General features: G+C 63.3%; 17 protein-coding genes and 1 riboswitch. Of the genes, 13 read left to right on the forward strand and 4 right to left on the reverse strand.

Annotated features, from left to right (window positions below; all coding sequences use genetic code 11):
* Positions 1-6: 6 nt before the first annotated feature.
* Positions 7-885 carry an LpxL/LpxP family acyltransferase gene (locus HH213_RS12550; protein ID WP_169112457.1) on the reverse strand — a complete coding sequence of 293 codons (879 nt, stop codon included), beginning with the start codon at positions 883-885 and terminating at the stop codon, positions 7-9.
* Positions 882-1,733: a lysophospholipid acyltransferase family protein gene (locus tag HH213_RS12555; protein WP_169112458.1), complete on the reverse strand. Its 852-nt coding sequence runs from the start codon at positions 1,731-1,733 to the stop codon at positions 882-884. The genes HH213_RS12550 and HH213_RS12555 overlap by 4 nt, the downstream gene beginning before the upstream one ends.
* 173 nt (positions 1,734-1,906) lie before the next feature.
* Here HH213_RS12555 and metK point away from each other — a divergent pair, with 173 nt between their 5' ends.
* Complete coding sequence (gene metK / locus HH213_RS12560) at positions 1,907-3,073, forward strand: methionine adenosyltransferase (protein ID WP_110846281.1); 1,167 nt, start codon at positions 1,907-1,909, stop codon at positions 3,071-3,073.
* A gap of 135 nt (positions 3,074-3,208) precedes the next feature.
* Here the strand turns inward: metK and HH213_RS12565 are convergent, their stop codons facing one another.
* Entirely contained in the window at positions 3,209-3,727 is a 519-nt protein-coding gene (locus HH213_RS12565) for a hypothetical protein (protein WP_169112459.1), read from the reverse strand.
* Between the two features lie 115 nt (positions 3,728-3,842).
* Positions 3,843-3,910, forward strand: a riboswitch (S-adenosyl-L-homocysteine riboswitch).
* 28 nt (positions 3,911-3,938) lie between these two features.
* On the opposite strand from HH213_RS12565, the gene ahcY reads away from it, so the two are divergent.
* The 3 genes from ahcY (at position 3,939) to metF (ending at position 6,646) form a co-directional block, all read left to right on the forward strand.
* Positions 3,939-5,366 (forward strand): adenosylhomocysteinase, encoded by a 1,428-nt coding sequence (gene ahcY, locus HH213_RS12570; protein ID WP_169112460.1) that lies wholly within the window; start codon positions 3,939-3,941, stop codon positions 5,364-5,366.
* A gap of 109 nt (positions 5,367-5,475) precedes the next feature.
* Complete coding sequence (locus tag HH213_RS12575; RefSeq protein WP_110846284.1) at positions 5,476-5,826, forward strand: phage holin family protein; 351 nt, start codon at positions 5,476-5,478, stop codon at positions 5,824-5,826.
* Complete coding sequence (gene metF, locus HH213_RS12580) at positions 5,819-6,646, forward strand: methylenetetrahydrofolate reductase [NAD(P)H] (protein WP_169112461.1); 828 nt, start codon at positions 5,819-5,821, stop codon at positions 6,644-6,646. Before HH213_RS12575 ends, metF begins: the two co-directional genes overlap by 8 nt.
* Positions 6,647-6,717: 71 nt before the next feature.
* Here metF and HH213_RS12585 read toward each other — a convergent pair whose 3' ends face one another.
* Complete coding sequence (locus HH213_RS12585) at positions 6,718-7,308, reverse strand: 5-formyltetrahydrofolate cyclo-ligase (protein WP_169112462.1); 591 nt, start codon at positions 7,306-7,308, stop codon at positions 6,718-6,720.
* Positions 7,309-7,339: 31 nt separating this feature from the next.
* On the opposite strand from HH213_RS12585, the gene HH213_RS12590 reads away from it, so the two are divergent.
* From HH213_RS12590 to HH213_RS12630, 9 genes are all read left to right on the forward strand, one after another.
* Positions 7,340-9,313 (forward strand): lytic transglycosylase domain-containing protein, encoded by a 1,974-nt coding sequence (locus HH213_RS12590; RefSeq protein WP_169112463.1) that lies wholly within the window; start codon positions 7,340-7,342, stop codon positions 9,311-9,313.
* Positions 9,314-9,337: 24 nt separating this feature from the next.
* Positions 9,338-10,057 carry a glutathione S-transferase family protein gene (locus HH213_RS12595; RefSeq protein WP_110846288.1) on the forward strand — a complete coding sequence of 240 codons (720 nt, stop codon included), beginning with the start codon at positions 9,338-9,340 and terminating at the stop codon, positions 10,055-10,057.
* 4 nt (positions 10,058-10,061) lie between these two features.
* Positions 10,062-11,315: a multifunctional CCA addition/repair protein gene (locus HH213_RS12600; protein WP_169112464.1), complete on the forward strand. Its 1,254-nt coding sequence runs from the start codon at positions 10,062-10,064 to the stop codon at positions 11,313-11,315.
* Positions 11,312-11,983 carry a GNAT family N-acetyltransferase gene (locus HH213_RS12605; RefSeq protein ID WP_110846290.1) on the forward strand — a complete coding sequence of 224 codons (672 nt, stop codon included), beginning with the start codon at positions 11,312-11,314 and terminating at the stop codon, positions 11,981-11,983. The genes HH213_RS12600 and HH213_RS12605 overlap by 4 nt, the downstream gene beginning before the upstream one ends.
* A gap of 128 nt (positions 11,984-12,111) precedes the next feature.
* Positions 12,112-12,384 carry a JDVT-CTERM system glutamic-type intramembrane protease MrtJ gene (mrtJ, locus tag HH213_RS12610; protein ID WP_229263412.1) on the forward strand — a complete coding sequence of 91 codons (273 nt, stop codon included), beginning with the start codon at positions 12,112-12,114 and terminating at the stop codon, positions 12,382-12,384.
* Between the two features lie 18 nt (positions 12,385-12,402).
* On the forward strand, positions 12,403-14,526 hold the full coding sequence (locus tag HH213_RS12615; protein ID WP_169112465.1) for a beta strand repeat-containing protein: 2,124 nt from the start codon (positions 12,403-12,405) through the stop codon (positions 14,524-14,526).
* Positions 14,523-15,011: a TlpA family protein disulfide reductase gene (locus tag HH213_RS12620; protein WP_169112466.1), complete on the forward strand. Its 489-nt coding sequence runs from the start codon at positions 14,523-14,525 to the stop codon at positions 15,009-15,011. The genes HH213_RS12615 and HH213_RS12620 overlap by 4 nt, the downstream gene beginning before the upstream one ends.
* Positions 15,008-15,223 (forward strand): DUF4266 domain-containing protein, encoded by a 216-nt coding sequence (locus HH213_RS12625; RefSeq protein WP_169112467.1) that lies wholly within the window; start codon positions 15,008-15,010, stop codon positions 15,221-15,223. Before HH213_RS12620 ends, HH213_RS12625 begins: the two co-directional genes overlap by 4 nt.
* 9 nt (positions 15,224-15,232) lie before the next feature.
* On the forward strand, positions 15,233-16,363 hold the full coding sequence (locus HH213_RS12630; RefSeq protein WP_169112468.1) for a DUF3570 domain-containing protein: 1,131 nt from the start codon (positions 15,233-15,235) through the stop codon (positions 16,361-16,363).

The raw sequence follows: 16,363 nt of genomic DNA on the forward strand, positions 1-16,363 counted from the left end.
GGTAGCTTATTTTTTGCTGTACAGCGAAGGCTCGCCGTTCGGGCGGGTCTTGAAGCGTTTGTGGGTCCAGAAATATTCGGCCGGGGATTCGCGCACGCGTTCCTCGATGAACTGATTCATGCGGCGGGTGGCGGCCACCATATCCTCGCCCGGATAATTGTCCCACACTGGATAGAATTTGACACGCCATCCCTGATAATTCGGCAGGAAGGTGGCGATCACCGGCATCACCTGGGCGCCGGTGGTGGCGGCAATGCGGGCGGTGGCGGTCAGCGTGGCGGCCTGGATGCCGAAGAAGGGCACGAACTCGGCATCCTTCTCGCCGAAATCCATGTCCGGCAACATGAAGTAGGGCAGCTTGTCGCGCAGCGCGCGCAGGATGGGCTTGATGCCGTCCTGGCGGGTGAACAGCTTGACCGGCTTGAAGCGGGCACGGCCGGCGCGCAGCACCTGGTCGAAGGCGGCGTTCTTCTGCGTCACGTACATCGATGAGGCGGACGCTTCCATGGCGATGGCGGCGCCGGCCACGTCCAGGCAGACGAAGTGCGGGCACAGCAGGATGGTTGGCTTGCTGGTCATCTCGGCCACCGGGATTACGCCGTTGGGCTCGATCTGGATCAGGCGCTTGAGGCGCGCTTCCGGCGCCCACCACAAAATCGCCCGTTCCCACACGCTGCGCGAGTAGGCCTGAAAGTGGCGGCGGGCGATATCGACCCGCTCGGCCTCGCTCAGTTCCGGCATGGTCAGGCGCAGATTGGTCAGCGCGATATGACGGCGCGAACGCAGCGTCGCAAACAACAGGCTGCCGATGGCGGCGCCAAAGCGTCCCAGCAGCGGCAGCGGCAGCCAGTGCAGCAGCCACATCAATCCCAATGTCAGTTTCATGCGTGTTCTCCCGCCACCGGTGCGGCGACGCCGTGCGGCACCTTGTAGCGGTTATAGCTCCAGTAATATTGCGACGGATTGCGGGCGATCAGGCGCTCCATGGCGTGATTGATCGCTTGCGCCTGGGCGGCGCTGTCGCCGTCCAGGGTGCCGTCAAAGGGCACGAAGCGTACCACATAGCCGCGCCCGGCCGGCAGGCGCTCGGCGTAGGTGATGATGACGGTGGCGTTGCCCAGCAGGGCCAGCTTGGCCGGCAGGGTCATGCTGTAGGCGTTGCGGCCGAAGAAAGTGGCCCACACGCCTTCGCCTTCCTGCGGCACCTGGTCGGGCAGCACGCCGACCGGCTGGCCTTTCTTGAGGAACTTGGCCAGCATGCGCACGCCGGACATGGTGGCCGGCGCCAGCAGCAGATTCTTGCGCGCGCGCGCGCCTTCGATCAAGGGCTTGAGCGCCGCTTTTTTGGGGGGACGGTACATCACCATCAGCTCGGTGCGCAGGGCGATTTCCTGGGCCACAATCTCAAAGCAGCCCAGGTGCGGCGTCATGAAGACGATGCCGCGACCAGCGTCGAGCTCGGTTTGCACCAGCGCCCAGTTTTCCAACGTGGCGTGGCGCGACACGCGGGCCGGATCGGCGCACCAGATGAAGGGCAGCTCGAACATGCTTTTGCCGGCTTCGGCGACGGCGGCGTGCAGGTGCTGGCTGAAGCCGGCCTGGGCCAGGTTGTCGCGCAGGCGGTGGCGGTAGGATGGCGACACCCAGTACACCAGCCAGCCCAGCGCGGCGCCGGCCGCATGCAGCGCGGAGAGAGGAAAGATCGACAAAAAACGGAAAAATGGAACCAGCATCGGAAAATTGCCCTGTATCGAAAGCAAGCTTTTTTAAAAAAGCGTAAAATACCACGTTAAGCAGTAACCGCTGAGTTAATGACAACTTGCGACGCGGGATATAAATATCGCTAAAGCGTCGCAAGCCGTGTTGGTATGCGACCGTATTATTCACACCATATCAGGAGCTTGCGATGTCTAATGATTATCTTTTCACTTCGGAATCCGTCTCGGAAGGTCACCCGGACAAGGTCGCCGACCAAATTTCCGACGCCATCCTCGACGCGATCCTGGCCCAGGACCCGAAAGCCCGTGTCGCAGCCGAAACGCTGTGCAACACCGGTCTGGTCGTGCTGGCCGGTGAAATCACCACCCACGCCAACGTCGACTACATCCAGGTTGCCCGCGAAACCATCAAACGCATCGGCTACGACAATACCGACTACGGTATCGACTACCGCGGTTGCGCCGTGCTGGTGGCCTACGACAAGCAGTCGCCGGACATCGCCCAGGGCGTTGACGAAGGCGCCGGCCTGGACCTGGACCAAGGTGCTGGCGACCAGGGCCTGATGTTCGGCTACGCCTGCGACGAAACCGCCGAGCTGATGCCAGCCGCGATCCACTACGCCCACCGCCTGGTCGAGCGCCAGTCGCAGCTGCGCAAGGATGGCCGTCTGCCATGGCTGCGTCCGGATGCCAAGTCGCAAGTCACGCTGCGTTATGTGAATGGCCGCCCGGTGGCGGTGGATACCGTGGTGCTGTCGACCCAGCACGCGCCGGAAATGCTGCACAAGCAGATTGAAGAAGCGGTGATCGAAGAGATCATCAAGCCGGTGCTGCCGAAAGAGTGGCTGCAAGACACCAAATACCTGGTCAACCCGACCGGCCGTTTCGTCATCGGCGGCCCGCAGGGTGACTGCGGCCTGACCGGTCGCAAGATTATCGTTGACACCTACGGCGGCGCTTCGCCACACGGCGGTGGCGCGTTCTCGGGCAAGGATCCATCGAAGGTCGACCGTTCGGCAGCGTATGCCGCCCGTTACGTGGCCAAGAACGTGGTGGCGGCTGGTCTGGCGCGTCAGTGCCAGGTGCAGGTGTCGTACGCGATCGGCGTGGCGCGTCCGATCAACATCACCGTGTACACCGAAGGCACCGGCGTGATCCCGGACGAGAAAATCGCCCAGCTGGTGCAGGAGCACTTCGACCTGCGTCCGAAAGGCATCGTGCAGATGCTGGACCTGCTGCGTCCGATCTACGCCAAGACCGCCGCTTACGGCCACTTCGGCCGCGAAGAGCCGGAATTCTCGTGGGAGCGCACCGACAAAGCCGCGATCCTGCGCGCTGCCGCCGGCCTGAAATAAGCAGCCTCGGCAGTAGCCAGCAGTGACAACGCCCCGGACTCCGGGGCGTTTTTATTTGGGCCGAGCCGGTGGTGGTGGTGGTGGTTTTGGCGGCAAATACCTGCGCCGGAAATCATCGTTCATGATCGCTCCTTCTCAGCGTTGCGAAGTGTTGATTGCTATGTTGAGCTTTTCTTGTACGTTGGTGCGTATTTTTTCTGTCAGCAGTAGATCGTGTTGCAACTTACTGTATTCGCTGCCGTATTTGTCGCGCAATCCGAGTAATTTTTTCTCAAATTCGGTGATGGAAAATACGGCATTGACCTTCATCCGCACGATCAAACTTTCGATATTGACAGCCAGTAACGTCAAACTCGTCGCGGCAGTCGCGTGACGGTTGATTTTTTCTGCGACGGAGAGTTGCCTTGAAACGATTGCAAGCAGCGCACTGGCAGAAGTAAAAACCGGCCATAGAAAAGTATAGTCGCTGTTCTTCCAGAATACGAGACCAGCCAACGCGCCTCCGCCCGATGAGATTGCGACGGCAATTTTTGTGATGCTGTCCAACCAAGTCCAGCGTGCCAGCAACGCCTGCTCAATGCCTGCGGTATAGCGTGTGTTGTACAGTAAGTCGTGGGTCTCATCCCAAACGGCATCGCGTGGATCTATGTCCATAATGGAATTCGCGGGCAAAAGAGCACACTATAGGACGGTGGCGCTGTCGCCCCTCTGCGTTGGCGCAAACGGGCGGATTGTTGTCGCCATCGCCGGCTAACGATGCTAAAATGCACGTTCCGAGGAGCGCTGCGACGAACTAGCTTTCGCCAGGCTCGGAGATCCAAACCGCGCTCACGTTACTTTTTTCAACACATGAAAGGAGGGCGTGATGAACGCCGTACTCAAAACCGCTCAAGACTACCTGGTCGCCGATATCTCGCTGGCGCCATGGGGCAACAAAGAAATCAAGATTGCCGAAACTGAAATGCCTGGCCTGATGGCGATCCGCGAGGAATTCGCCGCCGCCCAGACGCTGAAAGGCGCCCGCATCACCGGTTCGCTGCACATGACCATCCAGACCGCCGTGCTGATCCAGACGCTGGAAGCGCTGGGCGCCGAAGTGCGCTGGGCTTCGTGCAATATCTACTCGACCCAGGACCACGCCGCCGCCGCCATCGCCGCCAACGGCACGCCGGTGTTCGCCATCAAGGGCGAAACCCTGGACGAATACTGGGACTACACCCACCGCATCTTCGAATGGCCAAACGACGCCGCCGGCAACCCGGTCTACTCGAATATGATCCTCGACGACGGCGGCGACGCCACGCTGCTGCTGCACCTCGGCGCGCGCGCGGAAAAAGACATCTCGGTGCTGGCCGCGCCAGGCTCGGAAGAAGAAATCTGCCTGTTCAACGCCATCAAGGCCCACCTGGCCAAGGACCCGGCCTGGTACTCCAAGCGTCTGCCGCACATCCTGGGCGTGACCGAAGAGACCACCACCGGCGTGCATCGCCTGTACCAGATGCACAAGGAAGGCAAGCTGGCCTTCCCGGCCATCAACGTCAACGACTCCGTCACCAAATCGAAATTCGACAACCTGTACGGCTGCCGCGAATCGCTGGTCGATGGCATCAAGCGCGCCACCGACGTGATGATCGCCGGTAAGGTCGCCGTCATCGCCGGTTACGGTGATGTCGGCAAGGGTTCGGCGCAAGCGATGCGCGCGTTGTCGGCGCAAGTCTGGGTGACCGAGATCGATCCGATCTGCGCACTGCAGGCCGCGATGGAAGGCTACCGCGTGGTGACCATGGATTACGCCGCCGAACACGGCGACATCTTCGTCACCTGCACCGGCAACTATCACATCCTGACCGAGCAGCACATGCTGGCCATGAAGGACCAGGCCATCGTCTGCAACATCGGTCACTTCGACAACGAGATCGACGTTGCTGCGCTGAAGAAATACACCTGGGAAAACATTAAGCCGCAAGTGGATCACGTGATCTTCCCATCGGGCAAGCGCATCATCCTGCTGGCTGAAGGCCGCCTGGTCAACCTGGGTTGCGGTACCGGTCACCCGTCGTACGTGATGTCGTCGTCGTTCGCCAACCAGACCATCGCCCAGATCGAGCTGTACGCCAACACCGACAAGTATCCGGTCGGCGTGTACGTGCTGCCGAAGCACCTGGATGAAAAAGTGGCGCGCCTGCAGTTGAAAAAACTGAATGCGCAACTGACCGTGCTGACCCAGGAGCAGGCCGACTACATCGGCGTGACGCAAGAAGGTCCGTACAAGCCAGAACACTACCGTTATTAATATCGACGTCATTCCGGCGTAAAGCCGGAATCCATGCTGAGCATCCTGCCCGGCGTTCTATGGATTCCGGCCTGCGCCGGAATGACGGCTCTTGCAGCGAGAACTTCTTATGCGTTTGGTCCTTACCTGGTTAATCAATGCAATTGCCTTGCTGGCAGTTCCCTACCTGATGCATTCCGTCGATGTCACAAGCATAGGCGCAGCCCTCGTCGCGGCTCTTGTACTGGGCCTGGTCAATACGCTGATACGACCGGTATTGCTCCTGCTGACGCTGCCTGTGACGCTGGTGTCGCTGGGCCTGTTCATCTTCATCATCAACGGCTTCATGTTCTGGCTGGTGGCGCAATGGGTGGATGGCTTCCATGTGGACAGCTTCCTGTCCGCCGTCGGTGGCGCTGTGTTGTACAGCATTATTTCCTGGGCTCTGTCTACCTTACTTTTGAAGAACTCAGATGGATAATCCGAATTTCAGTATCGAATTTTTTCCGCCGAAAACGGCGGAAGGCGCGGACAAGCTGCGCGTCACGCGCGCCAAGCTGTCCGAGCTGAATCCTAAATATTTTTCCGTGACCTTCGGCGCCGGCGGCAGCACCCAGCGCGGCACGCTGGACACCGTGGTCGAGATCCTGGCCGCCGGCGAACAGGCCGCGCCGCACCTGTCGTGCGTAGGCGGCACGCGCGAGTCGATCCGCGCGATCCTGGCCGAATTCAAGTCGCACAACATCAAGCGCATCGTGGCGCTGCGCGGCGACCTGCCGAGCGGCTACGGCGCGGCGGGCGAATTCCGTTACGCCAATGAGCTGGTGGAGTTCATCCGCCAGGAGACCGGCGACTGGTTCCACATCGAGGTGGCGGCCTATCCGGAAGTGCACCCGCAGGCCAAGTCGCCGCAGGATGACTTGCTGGCGTTCGAGCGCAAGATCAAGGCCGGCGCCAATTCGGCGATCACGCAGTATTTCTACAATGCGGACGCGTATTTCCAGTTCGTCGAGCAGACCCGCAAGCTGGGCATCGACGTGCCAGTGGTGGCGGGCATCATGCCGATCACGAACTACACGCAGCTGATGCGTTTCTCGGATATGTGCGGTGCCGAGATCCCGCGCTGGGTGCGGCTCAAGCTGGCCAGCTTCGGCGACGACAGCGCGTCGATCAAGGCGTTTGGGCTGGACGTGGTGACGGGCCTGTGCGAACGCCTGCTGCAAGGCGGCGCGCCGGGCCTGCACTTCTACAGCATGAACCAGGCCGCGGCGACCACCGCGCTGTGGCAACGGCTGGTCTGAGCCGCCCCGCACACCGCCGACGAGGGGTCTGACCCCGTACGGGGTCAGACCCCCTCTGGCCGCCGTGCGGGTTACAGGCCGCCGGCCTCCGTGAGCATGCTGTCCAGGGCGACATCGTGTGCGTCTCCGGAAAATTGAACTTCAAGGCAGCTGTATGTAATCCCTACCGTGCGGGGGCGGGGCTGCCGCGCCAGCGTGCGGTCGTAGAATCCGCCGCCATAGCCTAATCGATAACCTTGCGGGTTAAAGCCCAGGCAAGGCACCAGCAGCGCCGGCGGATAGGCCGCCTGCAAGCGCAGATCGGCCGGCACCGCAACCCCCATCTGGTCCTTCACCATCTCCTCGCCGATACGCCATTCGGCAAACTCCAGCGCCGCATCCTTTTGCACCACCACCGGCAGCAGCAGCCGCGCCCCCAGGCGCGCCAGTTCCGCATACGCCGGCTGCAGATCCGGCTCGTCGCGCAGCGGCCAGTACACGCCCAGCGCCGCCGGCCGCGCCGCCTTCCACCAGTCGATGACATGATCGCCAATCGCCCGGTCCCAGGCCGCCCGCGTGGCCGGGTCCAGGGCGCGCCGCGCGGTCAGCAGCTGCTTCCTCAAATCCGCCTTCCGGGCTGGTGATCCGGACGCGCTGCGTGGTATTCTAGGGTCGCTGGTCATATTTGGTTCAAGACTTATAGAGAGTTGCACATTGATTTCTGTTTCGAAATGGATTGCCGGCGCGGTCGTCGTTGCCTTTACCTCGTTTGCCCATGCCGACGACACCAGCGCAGATAGCCGCAGGGAAGACGATTCCTTCCTGCTGCTGCGCGACGCTGTGCGCCAGGATGACGCCAGCAAAGCGGATTTCTACGCCGCCCGCCTGACCAGCTACTCCATTCCGTCTTACGTCGATTATTATCGGCTGAAATCCCATTTGAAGGATGCTCCATCGGCCGACGTGCGCGATTTCTTCCAGCGCTATCAGGGCCAGGCCATCGTCGACCGCCTGCGCAACGACTGGCTGCTGGAACTGGGCCGCAAGCGCGACTGGGCCACCTTCGACGAACAGTATCCGCTGTTTGTGCTCAACGACGACACCCAGGTCAAATGCTACGCGCTGATCTCGCGCGCGCTCAAGGGCCAGAAAGTGGCCGACGAAGCACGCGCCTTGCTGACCGCGCCGTCTGCGTACGGCCAGCCGTGCGCGGACCTGATCGCGACGCTGTACCAGAACGGCCAGTTCAACACCGAAGACCTGTACGCGCAACTGCGCCTGTCCGGCGAATTTAACGCCACCGGCCAGGCGCGCCGTATCGTCGCGCTGCTAGACGGCCCGGAAAAGAGCGCGGTGCAGGCGGTCGACCTGCCGACGCTGGCCGTGGCCAAGGGCATGGGTCCGAGCAAAGTGGAACATCAGATTTACATTGTCGCCATCGGCCGCCTGGCCAAGACCAGCATCAAGCTGGCCACGCTGGCGCTGAACAAGGCCACGCCGAAGATGACGGCGCAGGAGCAGCAGCAAGGCTGGGCCGCGATTGCGCTGCAATCGTCTTACACGCTGGCGCCGGAAACCACCGACTACTGGCGGCGCAGCAACGGCGCGCCGCTGTCGATCGACCAGATCCAGTGGAAGACCCGCATCGCGCTGCGCAACGGCGACTGGCGCCAGGTGGAGAACAATATCCGCGTCATGCCGGCGTCCCTGCGCAACGAGCCGACCTGGGTCTACTGGTTGGGCCGCGCCATGATGGCGCGCGACGGCGTCACCAGCCAGCCGACCGGCGAAGCGCTGCAGCTGTTCCGCAGCATCTCGGACCAGTCGAATTATTATGGCCAGCTGGCGCTGGAGGAATCAGGCAAGTTGATTACGATTCCGCCGGCTGGCGCGCCGATCACCGCCGCCGAGATCGCGCCGATCGCCGCCAATCCCAATTTCCAGCGCGCGCTGAAGTTCTTCAACATGCGCCTGCGCTTTGAAGGCACGCGCGAATGGAACTGGGGCCTGCGCGGCATGAGCGAGCGCGAACACCTGGCCGCCGCCGAATTCGCGCGCCAGAACAATATCCTCGACCGCATGGTCAACACCTCGGAGCGCACACGCATCCAGGTCGACTACACGCAGCGTTTCCCGTCGCCGCACAATGACGTCATGCATCCAGCCACGCAGACGCTGGGCCTGGACAAGGCCTGGGTGTATGGCCTGATCCGCCAGGAGTCGCGCTTCATCATGGATGCGCAGTCGCACGTCGGCGCTTCGGGACTGATGCAGGTGATGCCGTCCACCGGCCGCTGGGTCGCCAAGAAGATCGGCCTGACCGACTTCGCGCAGGACATGCTGAGCGATGTGCGTTACAACATCATGCTGGGCACGAATTACCTCAATATGGTGCTGGGGAATATGGACGGCAACGAGGTGCTGGCCACCGCCGCCTACAACGCCGGGCCGGGACGCCTGCGCACCTGGCGTGCGGCGCTGACCAAGCCGATGGACAGCACCATCTTCATCGAGTCGATTCCGTATTCAGAGACGCGCACTTACGTCAAGAATGTGATGTCGAATTCGACCTACTATGCGGCGCTGTTTGAAGGGCGTCCGCAATCGCTGAAGGCGCGCCTCGGCAATGTGCAGCCGAAGGGCTACACGCTGCAGGAAGAACAGGAAACCAGTTTCACGCCGCGCTGACCGTTTACAACCAGGACGTATCCCATGCAGACTACCCAACTCGATCCAGGCCTGTCGCAAGCTCTCGATGCCGCGCGCCAGCCCGGCCTGACGCTCGTCATCGGCAACAAGAACTATTCCTCGTGGTCGATGCGGCCATGGGTGGCGATGACCGCCTTCGGCATTCCATTCCAGGAAGTGCGCGTGCTGCTGGACCGCGACGACACCGCCAACCGGATTTGCAGCTATTCGGCGTCCGGTCGCGTGCCGGTGCTGCTGGCCGGCGACGAGATGACCATCTGGGATAGCCTGGCGATCTGCGAATATCTGGCCGAGCAGTTCCAGGAACTGCATCTGTGGCCGCAGGACGTGGCGGCGCGCGCCATGGCGCGCTCGGTATGCGCCGAGATGCACGCCGGCTTCAGCGACCTGCGGAATTCGATGTCGATGAACATCCGTGCCAGCTTCCCCGGCAAGGGCCGCACGCCGGGCACGCAGGCCGACATTGGCCGTATCAGCGAAATCTGGGAAGAGTGCCTGTCGCGCTTCGGCCATCACCAGTTCCTGTTCGGCGATTTCTCGCTGGCCGATGCTTACTACGCGCCGGTGGTGCTGCGCTTCCGCACCTACGGCGTGACGCTGGCGCCGGCGCTGGACGCCTACTGCCAGCGCGTGCTGGCCCATCCCGCAGTGGCGCGCTGGGTCAGCGAGGCGCTGGCCGAAACCGAAACGGCGCCCAAGCACGACGCCGACATGCCGGACTGAGAATATGCGTACTTATGTAGTCGGCGGCGCGGTGCGCGATGCGCTGCTTGGTTTGCCGGTCAAGGATCATGACCACGTGGTGGTCGGCGCCACACCGGACGAGATGATCGCCAAGGGCTTCCGCCCGGTCGGCAAGGACTTCCCGGTGTTCCTGCATCCACAGACGCAGGAAGAATATGCGCTGGCGCGCACCGAGCGCAAAACCGCGCCGGGTTACAAGGGTTTTGTGTTCCATACCTCGGCCGACGTCTCGCTGGAAGAAGACCTGGTGCGGCGCGACCTGACCATCAACGCGATTGCCAAAGCCGACGACGGCACACTCACCGATCCCTATGGCGGCCAGCGCGATATCGAAATGCGCGTGTTCCGTCATGTGTCGGACGCGTTTGCCGAAGACCCGGTGCGCATCCTGCGCCTGGCGCGCTTTGCCGCGCGCTTCAGCGATTTCACCGTGGCGCCGGAAACCAATGAGTTGATGAAGCAGATGGTGGCGCAGGGCGAAGTCGATGCGCTGGTGCCGGAACGCGTGTGGCAGGAACTGTCGCGCGGGCTGATGGAAGCCAAGCCGTCGCGCATGCTGGAAGTGCTGCGCGATTGCGGCGCGCTGGCGCGCATCCTGCCGGAGCTGGACGTGTTGTGGGGCGTGCCGCAGCCGGAGAAATGGCATCCCGAGATCGACACCGGCATCCATGTGCTGCAAGTGCTGGACTGCGCCGCTTCGCTGGAGCGCGAACTGCCGGTGCGCTTCGCCAGCATGATGCACGACCTGGGCAAGGGCGTGACGCCGTCCGACAAATGGCCTTCGCATCACGGCCACGAGGAGCTGGGCGTCAAACTGGTGGAGCAGGTCTGCAAGCGCCTGCGCGTGCCCACCGAATGCCGCGACCTGGCGGTGATGACGGCGCGTGAACACGGCAACGTGGGCCGCGCGCTGCAACTGCGCGCCAACACCATCGTCAAGCTGCTGGAGCGTTGTGACGCGTTCCGCAAGCCGGCGCGCTTCGTGCAGCTGCTGCAAGCCACCGAGTGCGACTCGCGCGGCCGCATCGGCGCCAGCGGCAGCTATGCCGATGCGCCGTTCCCGCAGATGGCGCATCTGGAAGCCGCGATGGCGGCGGCGCGCGGCGTCAACGCTGGCGAGATTGCGCAAGCTTTCGTCGATCAGCCGCAGCGCATTCCGGAGCGCGTGCACAAGGCGCGCGTCAGCGCCGTCAAGCAGGCGCTCAAACTGGCGGACGAAGACGAGTCGCCTGAATGAATTCCTCCGACCTGTTCCAGAATCCGCTGCGCCGCTGGGGCAAGCACCGGAACGGCAGACGTCCCACTGTGCTGGTGAAGGAACTGCGCGAGCGGGACCGCCGCCGCATGCTGCGGCATTTCCTGGAGCTGGAAGACAGCGACCGCCTGCTGCGCTTTGGTTCCGTGCTGCCGGACGAACAGTTGACCAACTACGTCAACGGCATCGACTTCTCGCGTGATATGGTATTCGGTGTGCATAACCGCGTGTTCCGCCTGGTGGCGGTCGGCCATCTGGCGTTTGCGCCGCGCGATGAAACGAGTACCGTCACCGACAAGGAACGGGTGGCGGAATTTGGCGTCTCGGTCAGCCGCTCGGCGCGCGGGCTGGGGGTCGGCTCACGGCTGTTTGAGCGCGCCGCTATCCACTGCCGCAACAACGATGTCGACACGCTCTACATGCACTGCCTGTCGTCCAACAAGACCATGATGCACATCGCCAAAAAAGCCGGCATGGAAATCCATCGGGACTATGGCGAGGCGGATGCGTATCTCAAGCTGCTGCCGGCCGATCCATCCAGCATGCTGCAGGAAGCCCTGCACGAACAGTTTGCCATGCTGGATTACACCTTCAAGGCCAACAAGCGCATCGCCACCAAGTGGTTGGGCCGCTTGATCGGCAAAAAATAAATCCTCCTTTCTTAGAACCTTCGCCACGTTGACCGGAATACACGGTCAGACTAGATGTGCAAGCAAAGGTTTGACATTCCGTGTGGACGATCTCCGAGTTCTATGGACGGCAGCTCCTGCTGCTGCTCGTGCTATCCCCCGTGCTGGAGGAGGTGGTGGTGCGCGCGGGCTTGCAGGAGTGGTTGATGCGGCGCGCGCCGCAGGCAGTGGCGCCGCCGGTGCTGGTGTCGGCGGCGACCTTCGGCCTGCTGCACCTGCGTGCCGGCTGGCTGCATGCGCTGGCGGTGATCGTGCCCGGGCTGGTGCTGGCGCTGCTGTACCAGCGAACCCGCAGCTGGCGCTGGTGCGCCGTCGCCCACAGTGCCATGAACGCTTTTGCCATTTCAGTCTGCGGTCTATAACTTCAACTGGAGAGTGGTATGAATCGATTGATAGCGCGGGTGGCGTCGGCCGTCCTGCTGTTTGGCCTTGTAGGGCAGGCGGCGCAGGCAGCGGACGCCTTGAACGGCAAGAGCCTGTACCTGAATGGGCCAGTAAGCGGCGGCGCCACCTGCGCTTCCTGCCATGGCCCCACGCCTGCCAATAACGTCAACGGCATTCTCGCTGCGGCCAACCAGCCGTCGGTGATCTCCAATGCGTTCGCCGCCAATCTGGGCGGCATGGGTAGTCTGTTCAACGGCAAATTCTCGGCGGCGGAACTTGCCGACCTGGCGGCGTTCATCGGTAACCCGAATGTGACGGCGGCGCCGGCTGCTTCGCTGGCGCCGACAACGCTGACCTTCAGCGGCGCCAATATCGGCCAGGCCAGCGCGCCGTTGTCGGCCACGCTGACCAATAGCGGCAACGCCGCGCTAAATATCGGCACCATTTCCATCGGCGGCGCGGCGGCAGGCGATTTCGCACTGGGTGGCGGCAGCTGCGCCAATGGCGCGTCGATCGCGGCGGGCGCAAACTGCACCGTGCAGGCGACCTTCACGCCAACGGCGGCCGGCGCGCGCGCAGCCACGCTGATCATCACCCATAACGCCACCGGCGGCAGCAGCACCGTGTCGCTGAACGGCACCGGCAATGCGACACCACAGGCGACCATCGGACTGTCGGCTAGCAGCGTCGATTTCGGCAAGCTGCTGACCGGCATCCCGTCGGCAGTGTCGAGCATCACTGTTAACAACAGCGGCCAGGCGGCGTTGAACTTCAGCGCCATCAGCGTCAGCGGCGCCAGTGCATCCATCATCACGCGTGCCGGTACTTGCGCAGTGGGCACGTCGGTAGCAGCGGGTAGCAGCTGCACGGTGACCGTGCAGGCCGCGCCGACCAGTGCAGGCGCGATTGCCGCCAGCCTGACGCTGGCGTCCAATGCCTCGAATGGCGGCGGCACGGTGACGGTCAGCTTGACCGGCACCGCCGCAGCACCTGCACCGGCGTTGAGCGCCACGCCATCCGCCGTGGCTTTCGGCTCGCAGACCATCGGCGCGGCGGCTGCTACGCAAACGATCACGCTGGCCAACACCGGCAATGTGGCACTGAGCATCGGTAGCGTCGGCGTGACCGGTTCCACCGCTGTGAAGCTGAGCGGCAGCACTTGCGGCACGACGCTGGCAGTCGGCGCGAGTTGCGCCGCCACCGTAAGCTTTACGCCGACCACGGAAGGCGCAGTGACCGCCGCGCTGGCAGTAGCATCGAACGCACCGGCGCTGCAAGTCGGCATCACCGGCACCGGCACCACACAAGCGACCGCAAAGCCTGCGCTGTCGGAAACCGGTCCGATTGCCTTCGCAGACACGCAAGTCGGCAGCAGCGCAGCTGACCACACCACCACGCTGGGCAATAGCGGCAACGCCGCGCTGAAGATCGCCACGCTGACGCTGGGCGGCACTAATCCGGGCGACTTCGTGGTCGGCGGCACTTGCGCCGCCAATGTATCGGTCAGCTCCGGCGCCACTTGCACCATCACCACCGCCTTCAAGCCGACTGCGGCCGGCGCCCGCAGCGCTGACCTGCTGCTGGTGACTGACAGCGGTGCACAATTACACCTGACGCTGAACGGCAATGGTGTCGCAGTAGTGGTGACCACGCCGTCGCTGGGCATCAGTCCACAAAGCTTTGACTTTGGTTCGGTCGTCATCGGCGGCACCGCCCCAACGCGCCGATTCACGCTGACCAATAGCGGTGCTGCCGCCGTCACGCTGTCCGGCGCAACCTTCAGCGGTCCGTTCGCTGCGGTGGCGGACAGCACCGGCTGCACCGCCTTCCCGGTCACCTTGCAGCCTGGCGCCTCGTGCGACCTGGTGGTGAGCTACACGCCGACCAACGCCGGTGCCAGCAACGGCAGCGTGGCCATCCAGTCTGGCAGCACCACCTGGAATATCGCGTTGAGCGGCCAAGGCGCTGCGTCGACGCCGAATGCGGCGCCGTCCAATCACGGTGGTGGCGGTTGCTCCGCTTCGCAGGACGTGACCGATCCAACGCTGGTCGCGCTGCTGGTGCTGTCGCTGGTCGTGATCGGCTGGCGTCGTCGCAGCCGCAATGGAGGTGCCAAATGAAACTGAAGATCATGATGCTGGCCGCCTTGCTGGCCGCGTCCTCGGCCCAGGCGCTGGACAAGGGCGCCCCGGCGCCGCAGTTCGACCTGCCTGGCCTGGATGGCGCGGTCAAGCTGGCCAAGCTACAGGGCAAAGTGGTGTACGTGGACTTCTGGGCCTCGTGGTGCGGCCCATGCCGCCAGTCGTTCCCATGGATGAACGACATGCAGGCCAAGTACGGCGCCAAGGGCTTGCAGATCGTCGGCGTCAACGTCGACGCCAAGAGCGACGACGCGCGCCAGTTCCTGACCGCCATGCCGGCGCGCTTTGCCATCGCTTTCGATCCGCAGGGCGCGACGCCGCGCAGCTACGGCATCAAAGGCATGCCGAGCAGCGTGCTGATAGGCCCGGACGGCAAGGTGCTGCTGGAGCATTCCGGCTTCCGCGAGGCCGACCGCGCCGAACTGGAAAGCAAAATCCAATCCGCGCTGGGAGGCGTCAAATGAAAATCGCACTGGCTTTGGCAGCATTGGCTGTGTTGGGCGGCTGCGCCTCGATCGGCAATGTGCAGCCGTGGGAGAAGGGCACGCTGGCCCGCAGCGAGATGACCTTCAAGGACGGCAGCCTGTTCAACCGCTACGACACCCATATCTACACCAGCCGCGAAGCCTCGTCCGGCGGCGCGGGTGTGGGTGGCGGTGGTTGCGGCTGTAATTAAGGACGACCCATGACGATCAACAAAGAGAGCGGCATGGCCGTATCCATCCTGTCGGCGGCATTGATGCTGCCGGGCGTGCAGGCGCACGCCGAGGCGCCGCCGACCAATGGCGTCATCAGCGTCGGCTACCTGGATTATCAGGACAGCCAGTCGGGCCTGGACCGCATCCGCGTGCATGCGCCATCGGTGTCGATCATGACGCCGGTGGCGGGCGTGTGGAGCGTCAGCGGCACGCTGGTGAAGGATGACGTGTCGGGCGCTTCGCCGCGCTATCACACGGCGGTTTCCGGCGCCTCGCGCATGAGCGATGACCGCAAGGCCGGCGATATGGCGCTGACCCGCTATCTGGAGCGCGGCAGCGTGACGGTGGGCGCGGCGTATTCGACCGAGCATGATTATGTGTCGCGCGCGTTGTCGCTGCAGGGCAGTTACGAGAGCGAAGACCGCAACACCACCTGGAGCGCCGGCATCGGTCATTCCGATGACAAGATCGATCCGGTCAACCACATCGTCACCAATGAGCGCAAGCGCACCACCAACTTCCTGCTGGGCGTGACACAGGTGCTGACGGCGAACGATGTGGCGCAGCTGACGCTCGGCTACGACGATGGCAGCGGCTACTTCTCCGATCCGTACAAGGCGTTCGACAACCGCCCGCGCAGCCGCTCGGAGACCACGCTGCTGGCGCGCTGGAACCACCACATCGCCGCCACCGACGGCACCACCCGGCTGAGCTACCGCTACTACCGCGACAGCTTCGGCATACGTGGCCATACGCTCGGCGCCGAGTACGTGCAGCCGCTGTCGGATGGCTGGACGCTGACGCCAGAGGTGCGCCTGTACACGCAGAGCGCCGCCAGCTTCTATTACGACCCGGTGTACGACAGTAAGCTAGGGGCGCCGTTCCCGCCGGGGTACAACGGCACCGGCTATATGTCGGCGGACCAGCGCCTGTCCGGCTTCGGCGCGGTCACGCTGGGGCTCAAGGCCAGCAAGCAGATTGACAAGCTCTGGTCGGTCGACGCCAAGGTCTCGGCCTACCAGCAGCGCGGCAGCTGGCGCTTGTTCCACCAGGGTAGTCCGGGACTGGATGCGTTCCGCGCGCAGACCGTGCAGATCGCGATTAACCGGCAGTGGTAG

This window comes from Duganella dendranthematis, assembly GCF_012849375.1.
GTDB classification, from domain to species: Bacteria; Pseudomonadota; Gammaproteobacteria; order Burkholderiales; family Burkholderiaceae_D; genus Rugamonas; species Rugamonas dendranthematis.